Below are 24,299 nucleotides of genomic sequence, written 5' to 3' on the forward strand. Positions count from 1 at the left end.
GCTGCGCAGCAGACCTTTTGGTGAGTGCTGCGCACTCAAGCGGGAGCAAGCTCCCTCGCCACAAAAGCGTCGGCCACAAAAGTGTTTGCTGCATGGCGCCTGATGGCTGGAGCGCTTGCCCATGAACCTCTCTGGCCCCTTCATCCGCCGCCCCGTGGCGACCATGCTCCTGAGCTTCGCGATCATGCTGCTCGGCGGCGTGTGTTTCGGGCTGTTGCCTGTCTCGCCGCTGCCGCAGATGGATTTCCCCGTGATTGTCGTCCAGGCCAACCTGCCAGGCGCCAGTCCCGAGGTGATGGCGTCGACGGTGGCCACGCCGCTGGAGCGTTCGTTCGGTGCCATCGCCGGGGTCAACACCATGAGCAGCCGTTCAAGCCAGGGCTCCACCCGGGTGATCCTGCAGTTTGACCTGGATCGCGACATCAACGGCGCCGCCCGGGAGGTGCAGGCGGCCATCAACGCCTCGCGCAATCTGCTGCCCAGCGGCATGCGCAGCATGCCCACCTACAAGAAGGTCAATCCGTCCCAGGCACCGATCATGGTGCTGTCGCTGACCTCGGACGTCCTGGAAAAAGGCCAGCTCTACGACCTGGCATCGACCATCCTGTCTCAGAGCCTGTCCCAGGTCTCCGGAGTCGGCGAGGTGCAGATCGGCGGCAGCTCCCTGCCGGCGGTGCGCATCGAGCTGGAGCCGCAGTTGCTCAACCAGTACGGTGTCGCCCTGGACGATGTGCGCACGGCCATCGCCAACAGCAACGTGCGCCGGCCAAAGGGTTCGGTGGAGGACGACCGGCGCATGTGGCAGGTCCAGGCCAACGACCAGCTGGAAAAGGCCAAGGACTACGAAACGCTGATCATCCGTTACCAGGACGGTTCGGTCCTGCGGCTCAAGGACGTGGCGAAAGTCGCCGACAGCGTCGAGGACCGCTACAACAGCGGTTTCTTCAATAACGACGCGGCCGTGTTGCTGGTGATCAATCGCCAGGCCGGGGCCAACATCATCGAGACGGTCAACGAAATCAAGGCACAACTGCCGGCCTTGCAGGCGGTGCTGCCGGCCAGCGTCAAGTTGAACCTGGCGATGGACCGTTCGCCGGTGATCAAGGCGACGCTGCATGAAGCGGAAATGACGTTGCTGATCGCCGTAGCGCTGGTGGTGCTGGTGGTGTTCCTGTTCCTGGGCAACTTCCGCGCTTCGCTGATCCCGACCCTGGCGGTGCCGGTATCGCTGGTGGGTACGTTCGCGGTGATGTACCTGTACGGTTTTTCCCTGAACAACCTGTCGTTGATGGCGTTGATCCTTGCCACCGGGTTGGTGGTGGACGACGCCATCGTCGTGCTGGAAAACATTTCCCGGCACATCGACGAAGGCGTGCCGCCGATGCAGGCCGCGTACCGCGGCGCCGAAGAGGTGGGCTTCACTCTATTGTCGATGAACGTTTCGCTGGTGGCGGTCTTCCTGTCGATCCTGTTCATGGGCGGGATCATCGAGAGCCTGTTTCGCGAGTTTTCCATCACCCTGGCGGCCTGCATCGTCGTCTCGCTGGTGGTTTCCCTGACGCTGACACCGATGCTCTGCGCCCGCTGGCTCAAGCCCCACGTGCCCGGACAGGAAAACCGTCTGCAGCGCTGGAGCCTGCGCCTCAACGACCGCATGGTCCGCGGCTATGCCACGAGCCTTGACTGGGTGCTGCGCCATCGGCGACTGACCTTGCTGAGCCTGCTGTTGACCATCGGTGTGAACGTCGCCTTGTATGTGGTAGTGCCGAAAACCTTCATGCCGCAGCAGGACACTGGCCAGTTGATCGGCTTCGTACGCGGCGACGACGGGCTGTCGTTCAATGTGATGCAGCCGAAGATGGAAATCTTCCGCCGCGCGGTACTCAAGGACGACGCGGTGCAGAGCGTTGCCGGTTTCATCGGCGGCAACAACGGCACCAACAACGCGTTCATGCTGGTGCGCCTCAAGCCGATCAAGGAGCGCAATATTTCCGCGCAGAAGGTCATCGAGCGCCTGCGCAAGGAAATGCCCAAGGTGCCGGGTGCGCAGCTGATGCTGATGGCTGACCAGGACCTGCAATTCGGTGGCGGCCGCGAGCAGACCACGTCGCAATATTCCTACATTCTGCAAAGCGCTGACCTGGCGTCGCTGCGCGAGTGGTATCCCAAGGTCACGGCAGCTTTCAGGGCCCTGCCGGAGCTGACCGCCATCGATGCCCGCGACGGGGGCGGGGCGCAGCAAGTGACGCTGGTGGTGGATCGCGACCAGGCCAAGCGCCTGGGCATCGACATGAGCATGGTCACGGCAGTGCTCAACAACGCCTATAGCCAGCGGCAGATCTCCACCATCTACGACAGCCTGAACCAGTACCAGGTGGTGATGGAGGTCAATCCCAAGTATGCCCAGGACCCGAACACCCTCGAACAGGTCCAGGTAATCACCGCCGAGGGGGCGCGGGTGCCGCTGTCGACGATCGCGCATTACGAGAACAGCCTGGAGGACGACCGGGTCAGTCATGAGGGCCAGTTCGCCTCCGAGGGCATTTCGTTCGACATGGCCGAGGGCGTAACCGTGGAGCAGGGCACGGCGGCCATCGAGCGGGCCATTGCCAAGCTGGGGATGCCCGAGGATGTCATCGCGAAAATGGCCGGCACCGCCGATGCGTTCGCGGCCACCCAGAAGAGCCAGCCGTTCATGATCCTCGGGGCATTGCTGGCGGTGTACCTGGTGCTGGGCGTGCTGTACGAAAGCTATATCCACCCGCTGACGATCCTGTCCACCTTGCCATCGGCCGGGGTCGGTGCGCTGCTGTCGATTTACGTATTGGGGGGTGAGTTCAGCCTGATCTCGTTGCTCGGGCTGTTCCTGCTGATCGGCGTGGTGAAGAAAAACGCGATCCTGATGATCGACCTCGCCCTGCAACTGGAACGTGGCGGCCAGTCACCGCAGGAGTCGATCCGCAGTGCCTGCCTGCTGCGGTTGCGACCCATCCTGATGACGACCCTGGCGGCAATCCTCGGTGCCTTGCCGCTGCTGCTCGGCAGCGCCGAAGGCGCGGAGATGCGCCAGCCGCTGGGCCTGACCATCATTGGCGGGCTGGTGTTCAGCCAGATCCTGACCCTTTACACCACGCCTGTGGTTTATCTCTATCTCGACAAACTGCGCCATCGTTTCAATCGCTGGCGCGGCGTGCGCACTGATGCTGCCCTGGAAACTCCGCTATGAACGACCGTTCGCTTTTCAACCTTGCCACCGCGCTGACGACTGCCCGTGGTTCGCGGGCGCTGAGCCTGGCGCTGTGCGTGGCGCTGCTCAGTGCTTGCGCCATCGGCCCGGATTATCAGCGCCCGGAGGTTGCCGCACCGGCGCAATACAAGGAGGCCCAGGGCTGGCGCCAGGCCAACCCCAGCGACGCACTTGCCCGTGGCGCCTGGTGGGAGCTGTACGGCGATGCCCAACTCAACGGCCTGGTGGAAAAGCTCAACACCTCTAACCAGACCGTGGCCCAGGCCGAAGCCCAGTATCGCCAGGCCCAGGCCCTGGCTCGCAGTGCCCGGGGCGCATTTTTCCCGACCGTGGACCTGACCGTCGGCAAGAACCGTTCGAGCCAAGGTACCGGCAGCAGCAATTCGAGCCTCAGCAGCTCGGCCAGCGGCATCCGCGACACCTATAGCGCCCAGGCCGGCGTGAGCTGGGAGGCGGATGTCTGGGGCAAGCTGCGGCGCACGCTGGAAGCCGACGAGGCCAGCGCCCAGGCCAGTTTTGCCGACCTGGCCGCGATGCGCCTGAGCCAGCAGTCCGAACTGGTGCAGAATTATCTGCAGTTGCGAGTGATCGATCAGCAGAAGCGGTTGTTGCAGACCACCCTGGACAACTATCAGCGCTCGTTGAAGATGACCGAGAACCAGTACCGTGCCGGCGTTTCCGGCAAGGACGCGGTGGCCCAGGCGCAGAACCAGCTCAAGACGACCCAGGGCGATTTGATCGACCTGATCTGGCAGCGGGCTCAATTCGAAAACGCCATTGCCGTGTTGATGGGCCTGCCTCCGGCCGAATTCAGCCTGGCCGAAACCCAGGACATCCCGTCATTGCCGCAGATCCCGGTAGCGCTGCCGTCGCAGCTGCTGGAGCGCCGGCCCGACATCGCCTCGGCCGAGCGTTCGGTGATGGCCGCCAATGCCAACATCGGCGTAGCCAAGGCCGCCTATTACCCGGACTTCACCCTCAGCCTGAGTGGCGGCTACAGCAGCAGTACCTATGACAACTGGATCAGCGTACCTAACCGTTTCTGGTCGGTGGGGCCGCAGCTGGCCATGACCTTGTTCGACGGCGGCCAGCGCTCGGCGGAGGTCGACCGCACCATCGCCGCCTACGACCAGACCGTCGCCACCTACCGCCAGACCGTGCTCGACGGCCTGCGCGAAGTGGAAAACTACATGATCCAGCTCAAGGTGCTGGAAGACGAAGCCCGCGTGCGCCAGGAAGCCCTGGATGCCGCCCGTGAATCCCTGCGCCTGACCCAGAACCAATACAAGGCCGGGCTGATTGTCTACCTCGACGTGGTGACCGTCCAGGCCACGGCCTTGAGTAATGAACGCAGCGTGCTGAGCTTGCAGCAGAGCCGGCTGATCGCCAGTGTGCAACTGATCGCCGCGCTAGGTGGGGGTTGGGATGGGCAGATGGAAGCAGGGGAGAAGCCCGAGTAAATGGGGTATACCGTTCTTCATTGGAAGTCCGGTAAACCCGTGGCGAGGGAGCTTGCTCCCGCTGGGCTGCGCAGCGGCCCCATTTTTATGAGCGCTTCGCGCTCAAGCGGGAGCAAGCTCTCTCGCCACGGGTGATTTTTATTACAGCCACCAAGTCCCGCATTTGGCCGATGCACTGTCTACGACCTGTCTCATTGCCTTGCTATAGTTCAAGCCTCTTTTCAACCGGTAAAGGATCACTGCCATGTCGCAATACCAAGCGTTCACCGTCGAACTTGCAGACAACATTGCCCATGTGCAAATCAACCGCCCGGAAAAGATCAATTCGATGAATGCCGCGTTCTGGAGCGAGATCATCGAGATTTTCCAGTGGATCGACGACACCGACGAAGCTCGGGTGGTGGTGCTCAGCGGTGCCGGCAAGCATTTTTCCTCCGGGATCGACTTGATGATGCTGGCGGGGGTGGCCAATGAACTGGGCAAGGATGTAGGGCGTAACGCGCGCGTGCTGCGGCGCAAGATCGTGCAACTGCAAGCCTCGTTCAATGCCGTGGACAACTGCCGGAAACCGATACTGGCGGCGGTCCAGGGTTACTGCCTGGGCGGCGCCATCGACCTGATAAGCGCCTGCGACATGCGGTATGCAGCCCAGGATGCGCAATTCTCCATCAAGGAGATCGACATCGGCATGGCGGCCGATGTTGGCACATTGCAACGCTTGCCCCGGATCATCGGGGACGGCATGCTGCGTGAACTCGCTTATACGGGGCGCACCTTTGGTGCTGACGAAGCGCGCAGCATCGGCCTGGTCAATCGTGTCTACAGTGATACCGCCAGCCTGCTTGACGGTGTGATGGGCATTGCCCGGGAAATAGCTGCCAAGTCGCCGATTGCGGTGACCGGCACCAAGGAAATGATCAGCTACATGCGCGATCACCGCATCGACGACGGGCTGGAATACGTCGCGACCTGGAACGCCGCCATGCTGCAATCGACTGACCTGCGCGTGGCCATGGCCGCCCATATGAGCAAACAGAAACCCGAATTTCTGGATTGATTGATCATGATTGAACGCTGGACCACCGCAGTACTCGATACCGATCTTCCTGGCGGCTGGGCAGTTGCCCGAAGCCCGGAAGGCTTTCTGTACGATGCCAACGGCGCGCTGTTTCCCCGCGACTGGCTCAAGCGCCAGGAACTGTCGGTTCTGGCCGAGCATGGTATCGGGCACTTCGATGGCGAGCCGGTCTATCTGCTGGAACTACACAGCTCGCTGGACATTCCCGGTTGCAACTGGAAAGGCCTTCGGGCGTTCATGCTCGAGGACGATCACGCCTTGTACAAGGTGCTGGGCTACGCGGCGCAGATCGGCACTTGGGCCCGGGAACATCGTTTCTGCGGAAGTTGCGGCAAGCGAATGAGCCAGATCCCAGGGGAGCGGGCCATGTATTGCGACGGTTGCGATCTGCGTCACTACCCACGGATTTCGCCGAGCATGATCGTACTGATCACCCGCGGCGACGAGATTCTGCTGGGGCGTTCCTACCGCTTCGTTCCGGGCGTCTACAGCACGTTGGCCGGCTTCGCCGAGCCGGGCGAGTCGATGGAGGATTGTTTGATTCGCGAGGTGCGCGAAGAAGTCAGCATCGAAGTGAAGAATATCCAGTACATGGGCAGCCAGTGCTGGCCGTTTCCTCATTCGATGATGCTGGGGTTCCACGCGGAATACGCCAGTGGCGAGATCGTTTGCCAGGAAGAAGAAATCGAGGATGCCCAGTGGTTCAGCATCCACAACCTCCCACCGCTGCCGGCCTCGCGCTCCATTGCACGCTACCTGATCGATCTCTACGTGGCGCGGCGTCTAGGCCATGCTGAACCAGTGCTGCCAGGCTAGGCGCACGGTCAACCCCAGGACCACGGTGATGAACACCGGTCGGATGAACTTCGCGCCGCCGCTGATGGCGGTGCGGGCACCGAAGAACGCCCCGACCATGACCGACAGGCCCATGCTCAGGCCGATCACCCAATCCACCTGTCCAGAAAAGATGAACACCGCCAGCGCCGCGATGTTGCTGACGAAGTTCATGCTACGCGCCACGCCACTGGCCTTGACCAGGTCGATGGGGTAGAGCAGCAGGCTGCTAACCGTCCAGAACGCCCCGGTACCCGGGCCGGCCACGCCGTCATAAAAGCCCAGGGTAAAGCCTTGGGGCGATTGCCACTTCTTCTTGATCGGCGCATTGCTGTCCAATGGTGCCTTGGGCGTACCGCCAAACAGCAGATACAGGCCACAGGCGAAGACGATCACCGGCAGCATCTTGTTCAGCCACTCGGCGGGCAGGTAATGCGCAATGATGGCACCGGTCAAGGCGCCGACCAGGGTGCCGACCAGGGCGTGGGTCCACTGCCGGGGGTGGAACAGCTTGCGCCGGTAGAATGTAAAGCTGGCCGTGGCCGAGCCGAAGGTCGAACTGAGCTTATTGGTCCCCAGGACCAGATGGGGCGGCAGGCCGGCAGTGAGCAGGGCGGGCGTGGTCAGCAGGCCACCGCCACCGGCGATGGCATCGATGAAACCGGCAATGAACGCGACAATGGCGAGGATAGCGAGGGTAGTGAGGTCGACGCTGAGTTCAAAAGGCATGGAATGGGCTTATTCGGCGAGGCGCAGAAGGGCTGCGGGGAAAGCCGGTATGTTACCCATAATGGCAACGGGCTGCGACTCTATCAGGACACTTACAGGGTCGGTGGCGAGGGCGCGAACGCCCTCGCTACGTTTCACTCTGGTCGAAACACGGCCCGCAAACAGTTTTCGCGCTTGTCCTTGAACATGGCATAACCCTGCGCCGACTGTTCCAGACCCATGGGATGGGTCAGCAGGTAGGAAGGGTCCAGTTCACCTTTCTGAATATGCTCGAACAGGCGCTTCACGTACCGCTGGCCGGGTTGCTGTCCCGAGCGCAAGGTCAGCGCCTTGTTGACAATGGCTCCCATCGGGAACTTGTCGAGCAAGCCGCCATACACGCCCACCACCGAAACCGTGCCGCCCTTGCGACAGGCCCGGATCGACTGACGCAGCACCGTCCCGCGTTCGGTGTGCAGCCGCATCATTTGCTTGGTCTTGTCGTAGACATAGTCGAGTTCGGTGCCATGGGCTTCCATGCCGACGCAATCGATGCAGCGGTCCGGGCCCCGGCCGCCGGTCAGCTCCAGCAAGGCGGCATGCACGTCAGTTGTTTCGTAGTTGAGGGCAATCGCCCCGGCTTTTTCTTCCGCCAGGCGCAAGCGATCCGCAAAACGGTCGATGGCGATGACCCGTTCGGCGCCCAACAGATAGGCGCTGGTGATCGCCATCAGGCCGACGCCGCCACATCCCCAGACCGCTACGGTATCGCCGGGCTGGATATCGGCGTTGTCGGCGGCGAAATAACCGGTGGGTACCGCATCGGAGACGAACACGGCCTGCTCATCGCTGACACCTTCGGGAATGGTAAACAGATTCACGTCGGCAAACGGTACGCGGATATAAGTCGCGTGGCTGCCGGCAAAACCGCCGAACGCGTGGCTGTAACCGATGATGCCGCAAGCCGGCTGGCCATACGCAACCTCGGTTGCGGTGGGGTTGGGGTTGGAGTTGTCGCAGCAGGAAAAATCCGAGCGCTGGCAGTGCTCGCAATGCCCGCAACCGATAATCGACACCGTGACCACCCGATCGCCTTTCTTGAACTGCGTGATGGCCGAGCCAGTCTCCACCACTTCACCCATGAACTCGTGGCCGATGATGTCGCCGGCCTGCATGGTTGGTACATAGCCGCCCAGCAGATGCAGGTCCGAGCCGCAGACTGACGACAGCAATACACGGACAATGGCATCGCGGGGATTGAGAATGGAGGGATCGTCGACGGTCTCGACTTGCAATTTGTTCGGGCCCTGCCAGGTCAATGCACGCATCAGGCGGTACCTCCAATGGTCGGTGTGGTTGTAGGGGCTTGCGCCGCACTGGCAGCCGGGTGGACGAACAGGAAATCCCTGGCACCCTGAGCACGCATCCGGTTCGTGGTGACTTCGCCGGTTTCCAGCTGTTGTTTGATGCTGCGCAGCAAGTTCAGCAGGGCCTTGTCGGAGAACTTGGAGACAGCGGCGGCCAGGGCATAACCGGCGGTACCAAACGAGGTCTCGCAGGCCACGATCACCTTGATCTGCGTGCCACGGCCAGCCGGCGCGTCGCTGAAAAGCATCTGGATATCATGTTTGAAGCGTGTCTGTGGCGCCGCGATCCAGTGCAGCTTGCGGCCCTCCTTGGGCTCGGACTGTTCAAGGTCGCAATACAGAACCTTGTCCCTCGGCCCATTGGCAACCCACCGATAGGTATGTTCGCCGGTTTGCTCGATCGCATCGATCCAGGGCACCAGGGCACCGAGCTCTGCCGGATTACGGCAAAATGCGAATACCTCTTCACGTGGCTTGTTCACGGTGATGCTGCGGGAAATCACTTTGCTGCCGTCCCAACCCCGATCCTGCTCGAAAGCGCGTTCGAAAGGGGTATGGGCCAATGCACTCTTGATTCGGCAGGCGCCGGAATACCCGCGCCAGGCAGCGCAGGCTCCGACCAGCGCCTGGGTCCAACCCTTAAGCCCGCCCTGGCGCAGGCCGTTGGCGATCAACAGCGTGCCGGCCAGCAGCGACACTGTCCGTTCCGGTGTGCCGAGATTGGGATGCGACGGGGTCGGCACCGCTGCCCGACTCGCAACCAGTTGAGGACGTTCGGTCATGATGAGTGATCCTTGTAAATCCGCAGAAGACATAAGGAATGAACCGGTAAGGGGCGCGGTTGTTCCATCGGCATGCGGGGTTTCCGATGAGGCGGATGCACCGCCTTCAGCCAATCGCCGCCCGAGATCGAGTCTCAAACGCAGGGCGAAACCTGGGCCGCTGACCGATTTTTTTTTGAAATCAAGGGGTTGCCAGTCCAGGTAAATGAGTACATAATTGCGCCCATCGAACGCACTGGGGTCTAAAAAATCTCAATGTTTTCAAGGAGATAGCGCTCGGTGAGCGTACTGTTTCCTTAGCAGGTTCGTACAACGGTTGATGTGGTTGCATTGCATCAGGCGTCTTGAGGCCGAATAGCAAAATGGTTATGCAGTGGATTGCAAATCCACCTACGCCGGTTCGATTCCGACTTCGGCCTCCACTTTTAGAAAGCTCTGTAGATCTATGATTTACAGAGCTTTTTTGCTTTAGGCTGTCGCAAGATTTTGTCTCGAAAAGGACAGATGCAACCTTGCTTCATGGGGTGGGGATGTATATATTTCCCCCTCTGCTGCATCAGCCGGAGACCAGGTTATCCAAAGCCTCTCCATGGCTTGAACGCGCTACCGCCCGAATGGCGAAACTGGTAGACGCATGGGACTTAAAATCCCCCGCTCGTAAGGGCGTGCCGGTTCGATTCCGGCTTCGGGCACCATCTAAAATCAAGGGTTTGCGGGCGAAAGCTGATGCAAACCCTTGTTTGTTTCCGGGTCGCAATTTAGGCAATGGGTCGCAATTCACTTTGTCGGCGACACTTTTTTGCCTATGCGGTTGCGGATGTATTGCTCGGTCATGACTACGGTCGTATGCCCAAGTTGATCTCTCGCTTGCAGAATATCTCCGCTGGATTCTGCCTTGTCCGTACCGGCCTTTGCTCGCAAGTCACGCATCTGAAACTCGGATTTTGCAACCCCGGCGGCTTCCCTGGCTGCGTCAAACCTTCCCCTCAACATAGCCACCGACATTGGTGTGCCGTCCTCAGTAACGATCAGCCGCGTAGAGCGGACCTTGTGTTCTGACTTTCGGGACATGATTCGATCAATCACCACTTTCAGTTCCCCAGTGATTTCAATCCGCCGCTTGGCATTCGTTTTGCCCTGCAGCACCCAAATTTGCCCGTCCCGGACATCCCGTTCGTCCATTAGTCGGGTATCGGTCACCCGTTGGCCGGTCAGGTAGGCCAAATCCATTGCATCGCGAAGGCCGGCATCGGCCTTCTCGTACACACGTTTGAAAAGGGCGTCTTCAATGTAGATGTCGCGCCCGGTTTCTTTGTTGCCCTTGATGCCGGCGCACGGATTGGCAAGCGCCGTGTACCCGACATCCCTGGCATAGTTCCAGATAGCACTGAGTAGAGCCTTCTCCCGGTTGGCTCTCACGGGGGCGGCCTTCCGCCATGTGAGGTATTGCCGAACATGGAGTGGTTGGATTGTCTCCAGCGGCGCTGGCGGGTCATCAAAGAAGGACATCAGGTTTTTCAACTCCCTGATGTTGTCTTTTTGGGTTGCAGGCTTTTTGGTAGGAACCACGTCCACCATGTACTTCTCTGCCACGTAGCGAAACGTGATGACCTTGGCAACCAGGTCCGTTGCTGTGCGGTCGCGCTCGAGCTTGGCGTATTCCATGATTGCCAGGCCGTAATCGCTGCCCAACGCAATTTCCTTGCGGTCCTTGCCGCCCACCTCGTAGTAATAAAAAATCCGGCCACTGGCCTTTTTGCGCTCGCGAAGCCGGGCTATTGAGCCGGGTTTGCTTGGTCGTCTTCCCATTTCAGCCAGCCTTACGTGGTTTCCATTCGTGTTTTTCTGGTTCCAGCATACCGACCGCAGTCACGGCCATTGCGGTGACGCTCGGCCAACCGTTCACCTTGATGGTATGCCTGATGCCGTTTTTCTTCAGGTTGAGAATCTGACCCGCCTTGGTTCGCGCGCCGGTGAGCTCGCAAACCTCCTCGTGGGATAGAAACTGGATGCTCATGCGATGCTCCATGCCGCGCTTGGCGGCAGAAGGTGGCGAGGGGTTACGCTGATCGGCGACCGTTTTCTTTCTGACGTTCCACGTCGATCTGTTCGTAGAGGTCGTCGACTCGTTTGTTTTTCCTGTCGATGGCCTGGGAGCGCTTGATGTGCTCGGACATTGCCTTGTCATAAGGCTCTATCAGTTTGATCAGTCGCATCTTCTCTTCTGGGTCTTTCGATTCGTTGAACCTGACGGCCAGCCGGTCGCGCTCCTTGAAATCCACACCGTCGAGTGCGCGGTTTTCCTTCTGCATTTCCTCAAGCACCTCGGCCGACTGCCGCTCCCAGCGTAGATACAAAACATCGCTTCGCTTTGGGCGGGTGAAGTGCTGGCGCCGGATCCAGGCCACCAATTCATCCTTCGTCATTTCCTCAAGAACATCTTTTGATTGCGAATTTTTCATGCAGGGATTCCTCGCCCGCCGTTCACCGGCAGGCAGGTAGGGGGAGTGGGGGATGGGTTACCGCTAGTTGGTCACGGCTTCCAACGTCTGCCGACGCGAAAAACCATCATCATGTTGTGATGCAGAGGCACCTTGAGAACGTGGTCGAAAAAATCGCCCTTTCCAGAAATGAAACCGGTGGGCACCTTGCTCCCAGCGGTCCCGAATTCTCGCCAGCATTCCTCGCCGCCGTTCTTTTCCCAGTAGGCGCGTTCGCGCTTTGGGATCTCGTCGTAGGTTTTGTAAAACACGGAGTGATCTGGGATATCACAGATCCGGCGCCATGCTGGGTTGCGCTTGCACCACTCGGCGGCATGCCGAGAAGCCTGCTCGACAGAGTAAAATTCCTTGGTGTTTTGTTCGGTCATGGCCTCGGCCCCCTGTACACCAGCCAGGCCATGTAGAGCAGGGGGGGGATCATGGCTGAACCTCCTTGCCCATGGCTGCGTCGATGCACGCATCAAGGTCGCCGGAATCGTAGTGAGGCGTTTCAATGCGAAGCTCGAGCTTCCCGTAGCTGACATCCCAGTCGTACTGGCTTGAGTCGCGCAGCCACCGATACCGTTCGGCATCCTTGCGCAGCGCCTCGCTCTCGGCCTTGAGCTGGTCGCGATCTTGCTCGACCTGCGCGCATAGCACAGCCACATCGTGCAGCCGGCTTTCCGTGCTCTTGATCTCCGCGATCAACGGCTCAATGCTCGAATAGCAAAGGGCGAGCAAGTTGTTGGCCGCCTCGATTGCCCGGCCTGTTCCAGGTACGCCACGCTGGCACTGACGCATCAGGCCCGTGAGTTTTGCTTTGTCGATGGTCATGCGCACACTCCCTGGCCGCCTGGGCATATCTGGATAAGGATGAAGGCGAAAAGCTGGAACAGCAGGACAAGAGCCGCCAGCGCTATGCAGACTTTCTCTCTCATGACATCACCGATGCAGCAGAGAGGATGAGAAGGCCCCACAGGATTGCGCTGAGGGCCATGGCTTTGAGGATCATGGGGTCACCCGCTTGAACTCGACGACCCAGACCCAGGGGTTGACGTCCCAGGCATCAGGCCCATTTACTTTGTTCCAGAGGTTGCCGAATGCGTGCCGCGCTGAGCCCAGGCATTGCTCATGACTGGTTGTCTTGTCCCACATCCAGCCTTCGCGCTGTTGGTGGCCGGCCTGCGCCGGACATTCACCGACATCTTTCCATCCGTGCCCGCCGTGGAAACACTGTTTGCCGTAGTCGGTGAAGAAACATCCCTCGGCCTGTGCCTGCTCATCGCTGATGTCCTGCAACCGCTCGACGCGGACGTCGGTGATCTCCAGCAGGATGCGGCTGGCCCACCGCGGCATGTGGATGCTTGGCCGCCAGGTGATTAGGCTCTCTTCGCCTTCCCAGTCCGGCAGCGGGTCGGCTCGGTACACCAAGTCAACATCTGCACGCTCCTCAACAGGCACGCCGGCTTGCCGGTAATCATTGATGAAGCAGGTCTCGCGCACCCACAGCCGGTCGCCGGGCCGACCATAGGGGCATTCCGGGTTAGGCTTCGTCACATCAGGGTTGCGAATGAATGGCTGGCCCAGCCCATAGCTGCCGATGTCGGCTTTCGAACGGGGCTGAATCTTCACCGTCCGCCGGGTGACTGTCTTTCGGCCATCCAGAATGGCGCGCACCATCGGCGCCGAGAACAGAATCGGTCGTTCCTTTACTTGAGACATGGTCTCTCCATCCCGCCACATGGGCAGGCTTGATAGGGGAAGGGGTTATAGAGGGGTGGAGTACAGATGTACTCCTATCGGGATTTGGCAGGCTCTGCGCTGGCGGATAGGGCTTTGATCCTGGCGACGAGGTCAAATGGTAAATCGAATTCAACCGACCAATGACGCTTCGTGATATCCGCAACCAGCCCCTCCAGCTCGTCGATTCGCTGGTCTGCCGTGGTCAGGCGCTGTTGCAGGGCCTGGTTCTCGGCGACGACCCGGTCGAAGTCGGCAGCCAGAACCATGCGCTCGCTTCGGTCGCTGTGGTTGACGATGTACCGCAGTGGATCGTTTCCTGTAGGCATACGTGAGTCCTTGCCGGGCCAGGCCCGGGCGGTGGAGTGGGGCATTCAGGATTCGAGGTAGACGGCTATGAACTGCGTCGCCGCTTCAGCATTGATGGCGTTTCCGTAGGCGCGCAGTCGCTCCACGATCGTGGGATAGCCTGCAACCAGCGGGACAGTTCCGGAACTCTCAGATGGCGGGCGCGGTTGGGGTGGAGCGTTTCCAGGCGTTGGCCTGTTTGCCAATTGAGGTGGTGACCTCTATGGCCTTGGCATGCTGCGGCACGCTGATAAACCGGCTTTCTTTGAAAAGCCGCATCAGGAACTCTATGACCTGAACCTTCTCAACCAGTGAGGCCAGGTGTGGATGCTTGTCCCGGGTCGAGTTAGCCCGGGCAATCAACATCAGCACATCGATACACTCATCGATGACGCGCTTCCCGAGTGACTGCTTGAGATCTCGGGGAATGTTTCGAGTCAGGTTCGTGGCCATCTGGAGCAGGCCCATCGAAACCTTGTAGATCTGCAACTCCGTATGCATTGCCATTGGCGCGCCCTCCTTGGGCCAACCGGCCGCAAGCGGCCGGATTAAATAAGCAAATTAATCAATCAATTGACTGCGGACGGGGCGGACGCGGAGCTCGCCGCCCTTGCCGTTGCCGCCCTGATGGCCATCACCGAAGGTCATGTAGAACGCGCCGTAGGCGGAGCGCTGCGAAGAGGACCAGTAGGCGCGAGCCTGGAACGCCTCGGGGCCGTCTTCGCGGAAAGCCTCAACGCTGGTCTGGGTTGGCGACTCTTCGCTGTACAGCAGGCCTACAGGCTCGCTGTTTGGGTTGTCGCCGCTGCGGCTGTATTCCCAGTTCGCTTCGGTGGACGGCTTGAAGTGCCGGTACTGCAACTCCTGCACGTCACGCGCAGGGATTGCCCAGTCAGTGAAGCCGCCGATATTCAAGGCCAGGACCTTCTGAGCCAGCTCGCTGCCTGCCGCGGCCATGGCCTCCGTGTTGGCTCGGCTGTCGGTGAAGCTGCTGGCGCCTTCGATCTTTTCGCCGTACTTGCCCCAGGCGCCGACCAGCTCATGCTCGGCGCCGGCGGTGATGTTCAGGTAACGCTTGCCGGTCTCCGGGTCACGGGTGATGCCGGAGAAGAAGCCACCGCCGAAGGGCTGGCCGATTTCCGGGATGGCGATTGCGGGTACTGCCTGAGCTGCTACGGACATGGTCATTCCTCTTTTCGAAGGCAACAAAAAAGGCGCTGCTGCGCCCCGGTGCCGGATCAAGAACGAATGAATGAAGGGTTAAATAAAGAATCTGCGGACGGGGCGGACGCGGAGCTCGTCGTACTTGCCGGTGAGGTTCTGAAGGCCATCAGCGAAGGACATGATGAACGCGTAGTAGGCGGAGCGCTGCGAACTCGACCAGTAGTAGCCCTCGGTGATCAGGTCATTCACCCAAGCCTGGTAGAGCTGGGCTGCCGCTGGCAGGTCGAAGTCGGAGTGACCGTCAGCGGTGTATGCCCGGCACGCCTCAGCGGCTGGATGACCTCCTACGGCGATCAGGGCGTCGGTGTTGGCCTTGCCGTCCCATTTGCTGGTGGCTTCCGATTCTTCACGGTACCGACCCCACGCATGTTCGCCTACGTCGCTTGCGGCGAAAATCAGGTAGTGCGCTGGCACACCGTCTCGCTCTGCCACGAAGCCACCATTGATACCGCCTTGGCCGGGCCAGTATTCGCCCAGGGCGGGGATGGCGGTTGGCTCGACCTGATGCACATTGGCCGCTGGCGGGAGAGAGCTTGCGAGCAGGGTGGCGATTGCAATCTCTGCCAGCCTTGGGCGGGCCACTTTGAAGTGGATGCCATTGTGTTCCAGTTTCACCATTTCGGATTTCATGGGGGTTCCTCGGGATGGGAGCAGAATTATTCGTCGTGACAGATGCGAAGGGCTTCGCGGTCGAAGGCCAACTTCAATTTGCGCGACACGTTTTCGGGTATCACGTATTCGTGTCGCGGAGGTGTCAGTAAGGGAATGGCGCCGCCCGGGCCCAGGCCGTGCAGGTGGTGAATCATCAGCGTGATGGCCTCGCCCTGTTCCTCGATGCCGGACCAGGCCATCAGCTCAGCCAAGGCCTGTCGGGTGCCGGGTAGGCAATGAAGCCGCAATTCCTCTTCGCCACGGTTCTTCCTCTTCGCCGCGGTTTTCGCTGAGCGGTCTTTCTGCGTTGCCGCCATGGCAGCTCTCCGTGATTCCACTGGCCGGCAGTGCCAGCCAGGTCTGTCGTTTGCGTTGTTGGGTGCGAGCTATGCGACGCATGAAGTACATCCGCGTCGCGCTTTCGGGTAGTCAATTCCGTGCTCTTCCAGGATGCGTTCCAGGGTCTTGTTGGCGATCCCCAGCTTCCCGCACACCTGGCGCCGGGTGATACCCAGCTCAAGGAAGGCCCGTATCCGCTCGGCGAACTTTGCGTCCCGGGCTTTCATATGCTCTTGCCGGTGCGCGTCGTTTGCGCCGCCCCTGGTAGGCCGCTTGAATGTCAGGCCATGTTCCTGGGCGATGTTGTAGAGTTTGCGTCGGCTGATGCCCAGCTTCTCGACGACTTCGGACTGGGTGTGTGTCGCTGCCATCGCTCGGATCGTTTCGACCTGTCTCATTCTTTCCTGATGGCGGATGTCCACCACAGCGACGGGTGCAGGCTCCGGTTTTGGTTTTCGGCGCACAAACGGCTTTGGCGCCGGTGGCATCTGATTGCTGTAGGTGATTGGTCTGGGCTTGTACCCGAAGGGCTCGGCGACTTCGATGCGGCCGCCGGCTGCCAGGAACTGGGCTACCTGGTCGGAGAGGGCGTCGGCCTGGGGCCGGTTATGCTCGACCAGGCTGAGGTGGTTGCTGATCATGGTGGCCTCACTTGATGCGAATGGAGCTGTCGCCGCGCTCAAGGTGCGCCCAGGTCGGCTCCGGCAGAAGTTCATGCTCGGCGTCTTCGCCGGCGGCCATGCGCTTACGCACGGCTTCGTTGTGCTCGCGGATCTCCTTGAGCTTGGCGGCGATGGCGTTCTTGTCCGGGGCGAACGTGGTTTTGGGAACGATGAAGTCCTCGGGCAGCTCCGCCTCCTTGTCCACGATCACTTTCTCCTTGCCCAGGGCAAGGGTGATGGTGAACAGCGGCCGCTTGATCGATTTGATATTGGCGGCTTCCATGTTTCGGCGCAGGTAATCGCCGATCTGCGCGACGGCGTTGGATTTGATGCGCTTGAGCTCTGCCAGTCGTTCAATCTCGTTATCGATGGCAGTAACGTCGCTTTCGATGTTCCGGCGCAGCAGGACGATGTTATCGGCCTTGACCTCGAACTCGCCCTGGATCTCGTCCATGGCGTGCTGCAAGGCCTCTTTCAGGCCCTCGTCGTCCGTGTCGGCCATGCCTTGAAGCTCGGCCAGCTTGCCGGTGAGTGCATAGAGCTGTGTCATGCTGCAGTCTCCTGTTTTGGCTCAGAGAGCTTTTTCCACTCCAGAGAGATCCGCGCAGCGCCTTTCTCATCCTTGCGCAACGTGAGCTGGCGGACAGCGGTGTCGTGGATCTTCTTGAGTTCGTGCGGGGTCTTGGCGCCCTGCATGGTGTCGATTACCGACTTGATGTAGTCGAGTCGGTCCTGCGCTTGTTTGGCGATCTCGGCTTCCTTGTCGACCGCCTGCTCGATCGCTTCCTCTTCCTGGCGCTGCTGAACGTAGTCGCGGTCATCGAACATGCCCAGGAACACGTCGGCGCTGAAGCCCAGCATGGACAGGGACTTCTTGATGGCGTCGGTGAGGGACTTCTTCGGCGCCTCGCCGTCCGTGGTGGTGCCGTACTTCGATTTGTACAGGTAAGGCGTGCAGCCGTACTGCTCCAGCTCGCCGCGCTCGCCGTCGATCTTGAACCAGAACAGGATCTTCACCGTATGGTTCAGTTCGAAGCCTAGGCTGGCGCGCTTTTCACCCTCGCCGAGGAACATTTCGGCGCCCTTGTCGAAGCGCTCTTCGGTAACCTTCCAGCCGAAGCCGATGCCCACCGGCCCGAAAACCTCGGTGGCCTTCATGATCATGGCCGTGCCGTTCAGGCTGGTTATTTGCTGGCCGCCGACCTTGGCGTCTTTGGTGTATCTGGTGTCGGTCTTTTCGACCCGATTCCAGATCTGCATGTTTTTGTCGGACATGACTGTTCTCCGCGCCACCGGAGAGGGGCGCTGTGAAGGGGGTTATTGGGTGGCTTTGGCGGTGACTGGCATTGGCGAGAAAAGATAACCGCGCGCTTTTGCTACTGCGGATTCAGCCTTGTTTAGCCACGGCCTGAAATGACTTTCGATGTAATCCAAATCAACATCCGACAGAATAAGCTCGCGCTTTAAGTACTCCAGCGCCTCCAGCAGATCCGGCGCGGCGGCGATCAGCTTGGCGTTGGCCTCAGCCTCTTGCTCGCTGGCGTAGTAGCCGGAGTTGTCGTTTCCGGTCACAGATCCAACCATGTAGCCCTGATGGCCATCGATGAACGACCCGGACATGATGATCTTGGGCGCTGTCGAGCAACGCACCCAGGGGCCTGGCGTATGTTTGTGTTCAGTCATGACAATTCCTTGCCGCGACGTGCGCAGCGCTTGAAGGTGTGGGTTAGGAGGTGATGCGATCGGCGTAGGCGCTTGCGAGCATCCAGGCCGTACAGAGAAGAAGGACGATTGCCGATCCGCGCCAGGTGTAGAGCCTGCGCAGGCGTTGGATTTTGGTCATGATGACGGCTCCAGGCTGAGCAACCTTTCTCCCAGCGTTATGCGGGCGGCCACTTTGTCCCGGTCAACGCCTGTGATGCTTGCGATCTCGCCGAGGCTGAGCCCTTGACGCCGAAGCCTTGCGCAGCGCTTGGCGAGTGCCTGCTGGCGCTTCTTGGCACCTTCGCCGCTCATCGCAGCACCTGTGAGAGCTGAGGCACCTGACAAGCAACATGGCGATCCCTGACCACTGTGTAGGCCAGCATGGTCATGAGGAGGCCGGCGGTGAGGATCCATGTGAGGGCTTTCATGGCCGAGCCCTCACTTCAACCCGGCCAGCTTTGATAGCTGCTACCAGCTTCGGCGGCAGTGCTGCCACAGGAAGTTCGCGCGGCAAGCCAGCACCGAGGATGGTCAGGCTCCGCTCGATCTCGGCGATCTGCTCATCGATCAGCGACTTATGGATTGGCGTGGTCATGACAACTCCTTGCGCTGCCGACTGATCTTCAGCAGGCGGGCGCTGTAGTGTTTGAATTCTTCAGGGGTGATGTCGCCAGCGGTGAAGTGGCGGATGATCAGCCCTTCAGCCAGCGAGTCGTCCAAGTCCTTGGCACTTGTGTGCTCAAGGGTTTCCAGGGCCTGGTCGATGTCGATGTGAGCGCTCACAGCTCGTTGTCCTCTGCCTGGGCGATCATGGCGTCATTGACCAGGGGGCGGAGTAGGCCCTCTGCAATCTCGCCAAGCGTGCCCAATGGGTGATCACTGCGGCCGAGCAGTTCGGCCATGGCGTTCTTGTCCGGCCGGCCCGATGAGAGCAGCAGCCATCCCAGGGCAGGGGTTTGAACCTTGCAGTCCGCCAGCCGGCCGTTCACGTGCTCATCCACGGCCAGGGCCAGGTCGGCCACGGTCACGCCTTGAGGCTGGCGCATCCGACGCTGGAACTTCACATCCGTGCCCCGGAGCAGGTCCTCGACCGCGTTGTACAGCCACTCAGCCCGCGCGACCTCTTCCCGCGTCTCGCTCACCGGAGGAGGCAGCTTCGCGTCGTGAACGGCCTGACAGATATTCAGTGCTGCGTGCATGGTCGCCTCCAGGCGGACGGAGTGTTGATCCAACAGAACTCGAATGCACTCATCCGCTCCGCTGGTTGCCGTTGGGCGCGGAGGTGAGTGCATTCGGGTTGTGTCGGGATAAGAAAAGGCCCAACTGGACAGGAGGGCCTTTTCGATGCGGTGGTGTTGCTCACGGTCGAGGGTTGGGGGCGGGACCATCAGCGCCAGAACGCCTGGGCCCCGCTGGTACATCGCCAGCGCTTGCGGTGAATCCGCAATGGACCGGTTGGCAGGCCGTCATCAGGTGGCGGTTCTGGCCGCGCATGGCTGAGCGCTGCGCCGATCAGGAAGATTTGGAGCATGCGATTCTCCAGCTTGAGGGTTGCAGGTGGCCGGCACTGCCCGGCACGTATCAGGCCTGGCCGCTCGTACCTGAGCAGCCCCGCGATTCACCTGCGATTAAAAGCAATAAATGAATCAATGAATTGGCAATCTGCGGACGGGGCGGACGCGGAGCTCGACGTTCTTGACGTAGTAGTCCTGAGTGCCATCATCGACGGTCATGTCGAATGCGAAGTTGGCGGAGCGCTGCGAACTCGACCAGTAGGCGCCCTCGGTGATCAGGTCCGGCACGTACTGCCACACCTGGTTGAGTTCGCCGATGGAAGGAAGGCCGAAGTCGTGATGACCGTCAGCGGTGTAGTTGGCTGCTGCCTCGGCGGCCGGGAATGAACCACCAGCTTCCAGCAGGGTAGTGGTGTTCAGGATGCCGTGGGTTCGGCTCGTGGCGCCGGTCTCGGCTCCATATTCGCCCCAGGCGAACTTGCCGAGGTCTTCAGCACCCACGATCAAGTGGTGAGGTCCGTCAGGGTAGTGGCGGATCCCTACATAAACACCGCCTTGGCCGGGCCAGTATTCGCCGATGGCCGGAACCGAAGAAGCGGCCGGCGCCGCATCGACTGTCATTGCCAGTGTCGCCAGCTTCAGTACAACAGCTTCGTCAGGGCTGCTGATCGTCAAGCCAAGACGGGAGTAGGTAGTCAGTTGATTTGCTTGCATGGGGTTATTCCTTGTCGGGGATGTTCGGTTGTTTTCCCAATGCCCACCGCTCTGGATGGGTATTAGTGAAAAGGTCCGTCATGCCGCAGCCTTGCAGTCAGCAGCCGTCATGCGCTGCCCGTCTTCCAGCTCAACCACGCACACGCCGTTGGTATAGCCGCGCTCAGCATTTATCCGGTTGGCCTCGCGGATGCAGGCATCCAGGTCTTCATCGGTGAAAACCCGAAACTCGCCGCGAAGGGTGATGCGAAGAACCTTGCTCATCGTATTGCCCTCGCTTCACGCGCCTGCCCGAGAACCTCGCGGGAGAAGGCGTTAATATTCATGTGTGCGCTGACGGTCATCGCCCGGCGCTGCTTAATGTGGCTCCGCATCGCAAGGTCAGCCATATCAGCCGGGTCAGCCTCAAGCGCGGCGATTGCCTCAGCAACACCGCCGAACCACTTTTCCAGCAGCCTGGCGCAGGATGCTGCGGCCTCGCTCACTACCTCATCGCTTGCTTCGAACGTTGGTTTACTCATCGTCTTGCCTCCGTTGATTTTCCGGATGACCCTGTCGCCAAGGTCACCGAGAAAATCCGGCTGATTTCCGGGGCCGCCTCAAAGAAGCGAATCGAAAAATCAACCGACAGCCGTGACCCGCTACTGGCGTCGGTCACTGGTTTGAATCAAATGCTGTCTCGTTTCACCGCTGATGCCGGCTCCCCGGTCACCCCAGCTCAACTCTCCGTCCTGCTTAAAGAACTTGGTTCCAGTCGGTCCCCAGGGAGGGGGCTGGGAGATCACTTCGCTGATCCCGTGCTATCTGGCGGCTTCACCAGTCGTGTGGCGGGTCTGTTGAGGCCCTGGCGAGTCGCTGTGGCGTCTCGATGGGTGAACAATACCGATGGCATTATTATTCGTCAATACCGATGGCAATATTATTTTTCGTGGGCAATAAAAAGCCCGCACTTAGCGGGCTATGGCTTTCCTATCTGTGCTATCTGGCGTACATGCCCCACCAAAAAACGTGGCCCAGTATGGCTATCTGCTGTTCCTGCATTTGCATGAAACTGTAGTCCTCATCAGGGTGGTCGTCCCGGTTGAAGCTGCGCAGCCGGATACCGTGGGGAAGCCTGAACAGCTGTTTCACGCGAAGCTGCCCATTATGGTTCAGGGCGTAAAGGTCTCCGTCGATCACGTCGCCCAAGGACGTCTTTCCAAGATCAACACCAACGGTAGCCCCGTCACGCAGGACTGGCGTCATGCTGTTACCGCGAACCGTTACGCACTTTGCATGGCTGAACTGCACGTTGTTTTCGCGGAGATTCTTCTTCTTGAACCTGAGGCTTTCCCCGATATCCTCCTGGATTACGAAGCGACCCGATCCCGCCGCCAGCTCCACCTCCCTCAAGAAGGGGACCTCGACCTCGTCGTCCCGCACCGGGGTCTGCTCGTCCCACTCATCTATGTCGTTGAGCTGAGAAGCATTGGACGAGACGTCTCTGAAGTCGTCATCGACAAACTTCTTCACTGCAGCCCTGGCCCTCAAGTCGGTAGCAAATCCCACAAGTTGAGATATCTGCGCAGCCAGCCGCGGACTGAAATCTTCTACAGGCACATCCAGAATCTTTGAAAACTCTGCAGCCACAGGCGCATTGAGTGGGTTTATGCCGTTCAAATAGTGGCTCACGGAGCTTTGGTTCATATCGAGAGCATGCGCGAGCTTTTCCTGCGTCAGGCCTAGGTCGCGCTTCTTCGAATTGAATATCGCCTTGAGCTTGTCTGACTCGGCTTTTCTTTCTGGGTCTAGGGCTTTCTTCTTCATCCGCAAATCTTATTCCTGCTGGTAATACTATCCAAATGCCGATGGCATTTACTTTGTTAAATGCCATAGGTAATATCCTCCCCATGAGTAACCCATGGGAGAAGACCATGAATCGCGTCCACATCAAGGAATTCGCAACGAAGCTCGGCCAGACCGAGGCGGCGATCCTACTCGGAATGACCCAAGGAGGCCTGAGCAAGGCCATCCGTGTCGGCCGAGACGTTTACGTCACTGAGCACCCAGACGGTACCTACACCGCCGAAGAGGTGCGCCCGTTCCCAACCCAAACGGTTGCAAAGAAAACCGCCGCTTAACCCACCTTGCATGCTCAAAGGAGCCCAAAACGATGCACTTCGACCCAAGCCACATGCACGACAAGCCCACCAAGGTACGCCTGGACGAGGTGGCCGACGATCTGCTGACCGCCATGGCCCGCTTCCAGCGCACGCAGAAAGCCGTCCTCGCCCGGGAAATCCTCGAGCGCGGCCTGAACCAGATGATGGAAGAGCTTAACGCGAAAACCGACGTGGCCTGAAGTTGCCGAGGAGGCCCTGTGCCTGAAAGAAAACCGCTGGAAATCCAGCTCGACTGGCAGGGACAAGCCGACCTGGAGCTGTTGGCCAGGCGCAATGGAGTAACCCCAGAAGAGCTGGCCGCAACAATCATGAACAGAGCGCTCGATCGCATGACGCGCCCACCGAAAAGCCGCAGCAACGTCGCTTCCATAGGACGCAAGGGCTGATAAGTCCCCCAGGGACTATTGAGGATCTGCCAATGGAAAACCAAAGCAGTAAATCGGACGCACAAAAAAGCCACCGGGCAAGGGTGGCTTTTCGTGCAGCAATTTCAAATCAGTTCTGGAGCGAATAATGCACCACTCAACCGAATCGATCAACCCCCCCGATAATGTCGCGACACGTTTTGGTAATTCTGAAAACGTGTCGCCGACTATGTCGCTCAGTCTGGGCGGTGTGAAAATCAGGCAGGACCTAGAAGGTCGCTATTGCTTGAATGACCTGCACAGGGCGGCAGGCAAAGAGAAGCGGCATGCGCCAAGTTACTGGCTTGCGATCCAGCAAACTGGAGAGCTTATCGCCGAACTGGAAACTACCGGAATTCCGGTAGTTACGATTGAAGGCCGAAACGGCGGCACCTTCGTTATGAAGGAGCTGGTTTATGCCTATGCCATGTGGGTTAGCGCAAAATTCCACCTGCAGGTGATCCGGACTTTTGATGCCGTGGTCATAGGCCACATTCAACTTGTCGAGAGCAAGCAGTCCCGGGAACGCGCTCGCCTAGAAGCCCCGGCGCTGACTGACGCCATCAAACATGGACGCCTGGCCGCTGGCAAAGACATCAAGCATTACCACTTCAGCAATGAGTTCGACCTGATCAACCGTATCGCCCTGGGCATGCCATCGAAGGCCTACCGGGCGGCGCACTGCATCAGCCCAACCGATTCAATCCGTGACCACCTCACGCCTTGCGAGATCCGCTGCATTGAGCACCTTCAGCGGGTCAATGCGTCCCTGATCGACGTGGGCATGGACTTCGAATCCCGCAAGCAGAAGCTCAGCCAGATCTATATCCAGCGCCACAGCCGGGCTCTCCTTTCCGAAATCAAGCGCCTGGAGTTCTGAC

At 59.9% G+C, this 24,299-nt stretch carries 34 protein-coding genes and 2 tRNA genes; 10 read left to right on the forward strand and 26 right to left on the reverse strand.

Annotation, left to right across the window (positions count from 1 at the left end; all coding sequences use genetic code 11):
* The first annotated feature begins 121 nt into the window (after positions 1–121).
* The 4 genes from ACLEJQ_RS22130 (at position 122) to nudC (ending at position 6,601) form a co-directional block, all read left to right on the forward strand.
* Positions 122–3,226, forward strand: a complete 3,105-nt coding sequence (locus tag ACLEJQ_RS22130) for an efflux RND transporter permease subunit (RefSeq protein ID WP_440798450.1) — start codon at positions 122–124, stop codon at positions 3,224–3,226.
* Positions 3,223–4,707: an efflux transporter outer membrane subunit gene (locus tag ACLEJQ_RS22135; protein WP_440798452.1), complete on the forward strand. Its 1,485-nt coding sequence runs from the start codon at positions 3,223–3,225 to the stop codon at positions 4,705–4,707. Before ACLEJQ_RS22130 ends, ACLEJQ_RS22135 begins: the two co-directional genes overlap by 4 nt.
* Before the next feature lie 244 nt (positions 4,708–4,951).
* The gene (locus ACLEJQ_RS22140) at positions 4,952–5,764 is read left to right on the forward strand and encodes a crotonase/enoyl-CoA hydratase family protein (RefSeq protein ID WP_440798454.1); all 813 of its coding nucleotides are present in this window, start codon (positions 4,952–4,954) and stop codon (positions 5,762–5,764) included.
* Positions 5,765–5,770: 6 nt separating this feature from the next.
* Positions 5,771–6,601, forward strand: a complete 831-nt coding sequence (gene nudC / locus ACLEJQ_RS22145) for an NAD(+) diphosphatase (protein WP_440798456.1) — start codon at positions 5,771–5,773, stop codon at positions 6,599–6,601.
* On the opposite strand, the gene ACLEJQ_RS22150 is transcribed toward nudC, so the two are convergent.
* The 3 genes from ACLEJQ_RS22150 to ACLEJQ_RS22160 all read right to left on the reverse strand — a co-directional run bounded on the left by ACLEJQ_RS22150 (position 6,569) and on the right by ACLEJQ_RS22160 (position 9,476).
* Entirely contained in the window at positions 6,569–7,348 is a 780-nt protein-coding gene (locus ACLEJQ_RS22150; RefSeq protein ID WP_440798458.1) for a TSUP family transporter, read from the reverse strand. The two genes, nudC and ACLEJQ_RS22150, sit on opposite strands and share 33 nt — an antisense overlap.
* A 134-nt stretch (positions 7,349–7,482) precedes the next feature.
* The gene (locus ACLEJQ_RS22155; protein WP_440798460.1) at positions 7,483–8,655 is read right to left on the reverse strand and encodes a zinc-dependent alcohol dehydrogenase; all 1,173 of its coding nucleotides are present in this window, start codon (positions 8,653–8,655) and stop codon (positions 7,483–7,485) included.
* The gene (locus ACLEJQ_RS22160) at positions 8,655–9,476 is read right to left on the reverse strand and encodes an SRPBCC family protein (protein ID WP_440798462.1); all 822 of its coding nucleotides are present in this window, start codon (positions 9,474–9,476) and stop codon (positions 8,655–8,657) included. Before ACLEJQ_RS22160 ends, ACLEJQ_RS22155 begins: the two co-directional genes overlap by 1 nt.
* Before the next feature lie 348 nt (positions 9,477–9,824).
* Between ACLEJQ_RS22160 and ACLEJQ_RS22165 the strand changes: the two genes are divergently transcribed.
* Both ACLEJQ_RS22165 and ACLEJQ_RS22170 read left to right on the forward strand, forming a co-directional pair.
* A tRNA-Cys gene (locus tag ACLEJQ_RS22165) sits at positions 9,825–9,898 on the forward strand.
* Between the two features lie 186 nt (positions 9,899–10,084).
* Positions 10,085–10,171, forward strand: a tRNA-Leu gene (locus tag ACLEJQ_RS22170).
* Between the two features lie 82 nt (positions 10,172–10,253).
* On the opposite strand, the gene ACLEJQ_RS22175 is transcribed toward ACLEJQ_RS22170, so the two are convergent.
* The 23 genes from ACLEJQ_RS22175 to ACLEJQ_RS22285 all read right to left on the reverse strand — a co-directional run bounded on the left by ACLEJQ_RS22175 (position 10,254) and on the right by ACLEJQ_RS22285 (position 22,658).
* Positions 10,254–11,285 (reverse strand): tyrosine-type recombinase/integrase, encoded by a 1,032-nt coding sequence (locus ACLEJQ_RS22175; RefSeq protein ID WP_440798464.1) that lies wholly within the window; start codon positions 11,283–11,285, stop codon positions 10,254–10,256.
* Between the two features lies 1 nt (position 11,286).
* Positions 11,287–11,493 (reverse strand): DUF4224 domain-containing protein, encoded by a 207-nt coding sequence (locus ACLEJQ_RS22180; protein WP_440798466.1) that lies wholly within the window; start codon positions 11,491–11,493, stop codon positions 11,287–11,289.
* A 43-nt stretch (positions 11,494–11,536) separates the two neighbouring features.
* Positions 11,537–11,938: a hypothetical protein gene (locus tag ACLEJQ_RS22185; RefSeq protein ID WP_440798468.1), complete on the reverse strand. Its 402-nt coding sequence runs from the start codon at positions 11,936–11,938 to the stop codon at positions 11,537–11,539.
* A gap of 71 nt (positions 11,939–12,009) precedes the next feature.
* Positions 12,010–12,345, reverse strand: a complete 336-nt coding sequence (locus tag ACLEJQ_RS22190; RefSeq protein WP_440798469.1) for a hypothetical protein — start codon at positions 12,343–12,345, stop codon at positions 12,010–12,012.
* A gap of 49 nt (positions 12,346–12,394) precedes the next feature.
* Positions 12,395–12,790 carry a hypothetical protein gene (locus ACLEJQ_RS22195; RefSeq protein WP_440798471.1) on the reverse strand — a complete coding sequence of 132 codons (396 nt, stop codon included), beginning with the start codon at positions 12,788–12,790 and terminating at the stop codon, positions 12,395–12,397.
* Between the two features lie 174 nt (positions 12,791–12,964).
* A complete protein-coding gene (locus tag ACLEJQ_RS22200) occupies positions 12,965–13,678 on the reverse strand; it encodes a hypothetical protein (RefSeq protein WP_440798473.1) in 714 nt (237 codons plus the stop codon).
* 74 nt (positions 13,679–13,752) lie between these two features.
* Entirely contained in the window at positions 13,753–14,070 is a 318-nt protein-coding gene (locus ACLEJQ_RS22205) for a hypothetical protein (RefSeq protein WP_440798475.1), read from the reverse strand.
* Between the two features lie 124 nt (positions 14,071–14,194).
* Positions 14,195–14,551, reverse strand: coding sequence for a four helix bundle protein (locus ACLEJQ_RS22210; protein WP_440798477.1), 357 nt, complete (start codon positions 14,549–14,551; stop codon positions 14,195–14,197).
* A gap of 54 nt (positions 14,552–14,605) precedes the next feature.
* Positions 14,606–15,226: a DUF1566 domain-containing protein gene (locus ACLEJQ_RS22215; RefSeq protein WP_440798479.1), complete on the reverse strand. Its 621-nt coding sequence runs from the start codon at positions 15,224–15,226 to the stop codon at positions 14,606–14,608.
* Positions 15,227–15,304: 78 nt separating this feature from the next.
* Complete coding sequence (locus ACLEJQ_RS22220) at positions 15,305–15,898, reverse strand: DUF1566 domain-containing protein (RefSeq protein ID WP_440798481.1); 594 nt, start codon at positions 15,896–15,898, stop codon at positions 15,305–15,307.
* A 26-nt stretch (positions 15,899–15,924) separates the two neighbouring features.
* Positions 15,925–16,236 carry a hypothetical protein gene (locus tag ACLEJQ_RS22225; RefSeq protein ID WP_440798483.1) on the reverse strand — a complete coding sequence of 104 codons (312 nt, stop codon included), beginning with the start codon at positions 16,234–16,236 and terminating at the stop codon, positions 15,925–15,927.
* Positions 16,237–16,305: 69 nt separating this feature from the next.
* Positions 16,306–16,899, reverse strand: coding sequence for a hypothetical protein (locus ACLEJQ_RS22230; protein WP_440798485.1), 594 nt, complete (start codon positions 16,897–16,899; stop codon positions 16,306–16,308).
* A 7-nt stretch (positions 16,900–16,906) separates the two neighbouring features.
* Positions 16,907–17,470: a siphovirus Gp157 family protein gene (locus ACLEJQ_RS22235; protein WP_440798487.1), complete on the reverse strand. Its 564-nt coding sequence runs from the start codon at positions 17,468–17,470 to the stop codon at positions 16,907–16,909.
* Complete coding sequence (locus ACLEJQ_RS22240; protein WP_440798489.1) at positions 17,467–18,195, reverse strand: hypothetical protein; 729 nt, start codon at positions 18,193–18,195, stop codon at positions 17,467–17,469. Before ACLEJQ_RS22240 ends, ACLEJQ_RS22235 begins: the two co-directional genes overlap by 4 nt.
* 42 nt (positions 18,196–18,237) lie before the next feature.
* Positions 18,238–18,603 carry a hypothetical protein gene (locus ACLEJQ_RS22245; RefSeq protein ID WP_440798491.1) on the reverse strand — a complete coding sequence of 122 codons (366 nt, stop codon included), beginning with the start codon at positions 18,601–18,603 and terminating at the stop codon, positions 18,238–18,240.
* 445 nt (positions 18,604–19,048) lie between these two features.
* Positions 19,049–19,219: a hypothetical protein gene (locus ACLEJQ_RS22250; protein ID WP_172679768.1), complete on the reverse strand. Its 171-nt coding sequence runs from the start codon at positions 19,217–19,219 to the stop codon at positions 19,049–19,051.
* A complete protein-coding gene (locus ACLEJQ_RS22255; RefSeq protein WP_123578696.1) occupies positions 19,216–19,407 on the reverse strand; it encodes a hypothetical protein in 192 nt (63 codons plus the stop codon). The genes ACLEJQ_RS22250 and ACLEJQ_RS22255 overlap by 4 nt, the downstream gene beginning before the upstream one ends.
* Positions 19,404–19,823, reverse strand: a complete 420-nt coding sequence (locus ACLEJQ_RS22260) for a hypothetical protein (RefSeq protein ID WP_440798493.1) — start codon at positions 19,821–19,823, stop codon at positions 19,404–19,406. The genes ACLEJQ_RS22255 and ACLEJQ_RS22260 overlap by 4 nt, the downstream gene beginning before the upstream one ends.
* A gap of 188 nt (positions 19,824–20,011) precedes the next feature.
* Positions 20,012–20,155 carry a hypothetical protein gene (locus ACLEJQ_RS22265; protein ID WP_440798495.1) on the reverse strand — a complete coding sequence of 48 codons (144 nt, stop codon included), beginning with the start codon at positions 20,153–20,155 and terminating at the stop codon, positions 20,012–20,014.
* Between the two features lie 115 nt (positions 20,156–20,270).
* Entirely contained in the window at positions 20,271–20,852 is a 582-nt protein-coding gene (locus ACLEJQ_RS22270) for a DUF1566 domain-containing protein (protein ID WP_440798497.1), read from the reverse strand.
* A gap of 78 nt (positions 20,853–20,930) precedes the next feature.
* Positions 20,931–21,116 (reverse strand): hypothetical protein, encoded by a 186-nt coding sequence (locus ACLEJQ_RS22275; protein ID WP_440798499.1) that lies wholly within the window; start codon positions 21,114–21,116, stop codon positions 20,931–20,933.
* Complete coding sequence (locus ACLEJQ_RS22280) at positions 21,113–21,373, reverse strand: hypothetical protein (RefSeq protein ID WP_440798501.1); 261 nt, start codon at positions 21,371–21,373, stop codon at positions 21,113–21,115. Before ACLEJQ_RS22280 ends, ACLEJQ_RS22275 begins: the two co-directional genes overlap by 4 nt.
* A 457-nt stretch (positions 21,374–21,830) precedes the next feature.
* Complete coding sequence (locus ACLEJQ_RS22285) at positions 21,831–22,658, reverse strand: LexA family transcriptional regulator (protein WP_440798503.1); 828 nt, start codon at positions 22,656–22,658, stop codon at positions 21,831–21,833.
* 107 nt (positions 22,659–22,765) lie between these two features.
* On the opposite strand from ACLEJQ_RS22285, the gene ACLEJQ_RS22290 reads away from it, so the two are divergent.
* The 4 genes from ACLEJQ_RS22290 to ACLEJQ_RS22305 all read left to right on the forward strand — a co-directional run bounded on the left by ACLEJQ_RS22290 (position 22,766) and on the right by ACLEJQ_RS22305 (position 24,298).
* Positions 22,766–22,972 (forward strand): Cro/CI family transcriptional regulator, encoded by a 207-nt coding sequence (locus tag ACLEJQ_RS22290; RefSeq protein ID WP_440798505.1) that lies wholly within the window; start codon positions 22,766–22,768, stop codon positions 22,970–22,972.
* A 32-nt stretch (positions 22,973–23,004) separates the two neighbouring features.
* A complete protein-coding gene (locus ACLEJQ_RS22295) occupies positions 23,005–23,193 on the forward strand; it encodes a hypothetical protein (RefSeq protein WP_010568074.1) in 189 nt (62 codons plus the stop codon).
* Positions 23,194–23,211: 18 nt separating this feature from the next.
* Positions 23,212–23,400, forward strand: coding sequence for a hypothetical protein (locus ACLEJQ_RS22300; protein ID WP_440798507.1), 189 nt, complete (start codon positions 23,212–23,214; stop codon positions 23,398–23,400).
* A 127-nt stretch (positions 23,401–23,527) separates the two neighbouring features.
* On the forward strand, positions 23,528–24,298 hold the full coding sequence (locus ACLEJQ_RS22305; protein ID WP_440798509.1) for a KilA-N domain-containing protein: 771 nt from the start codon (positions 23,528–23,530) through the stop codon (positions 24,296–24,298).
* Position 24,299: the final 1 nt, after the last annotated feature.

Source organism: Pseudomonas sp. SMV71, assembly GCF_052042015.1.
Lineage (GTDB): Bacteria > Pseudomonadota > Gammaproteobacteria > Pseudomonadales > Pseudomonadaceae > Aquipseudomonas.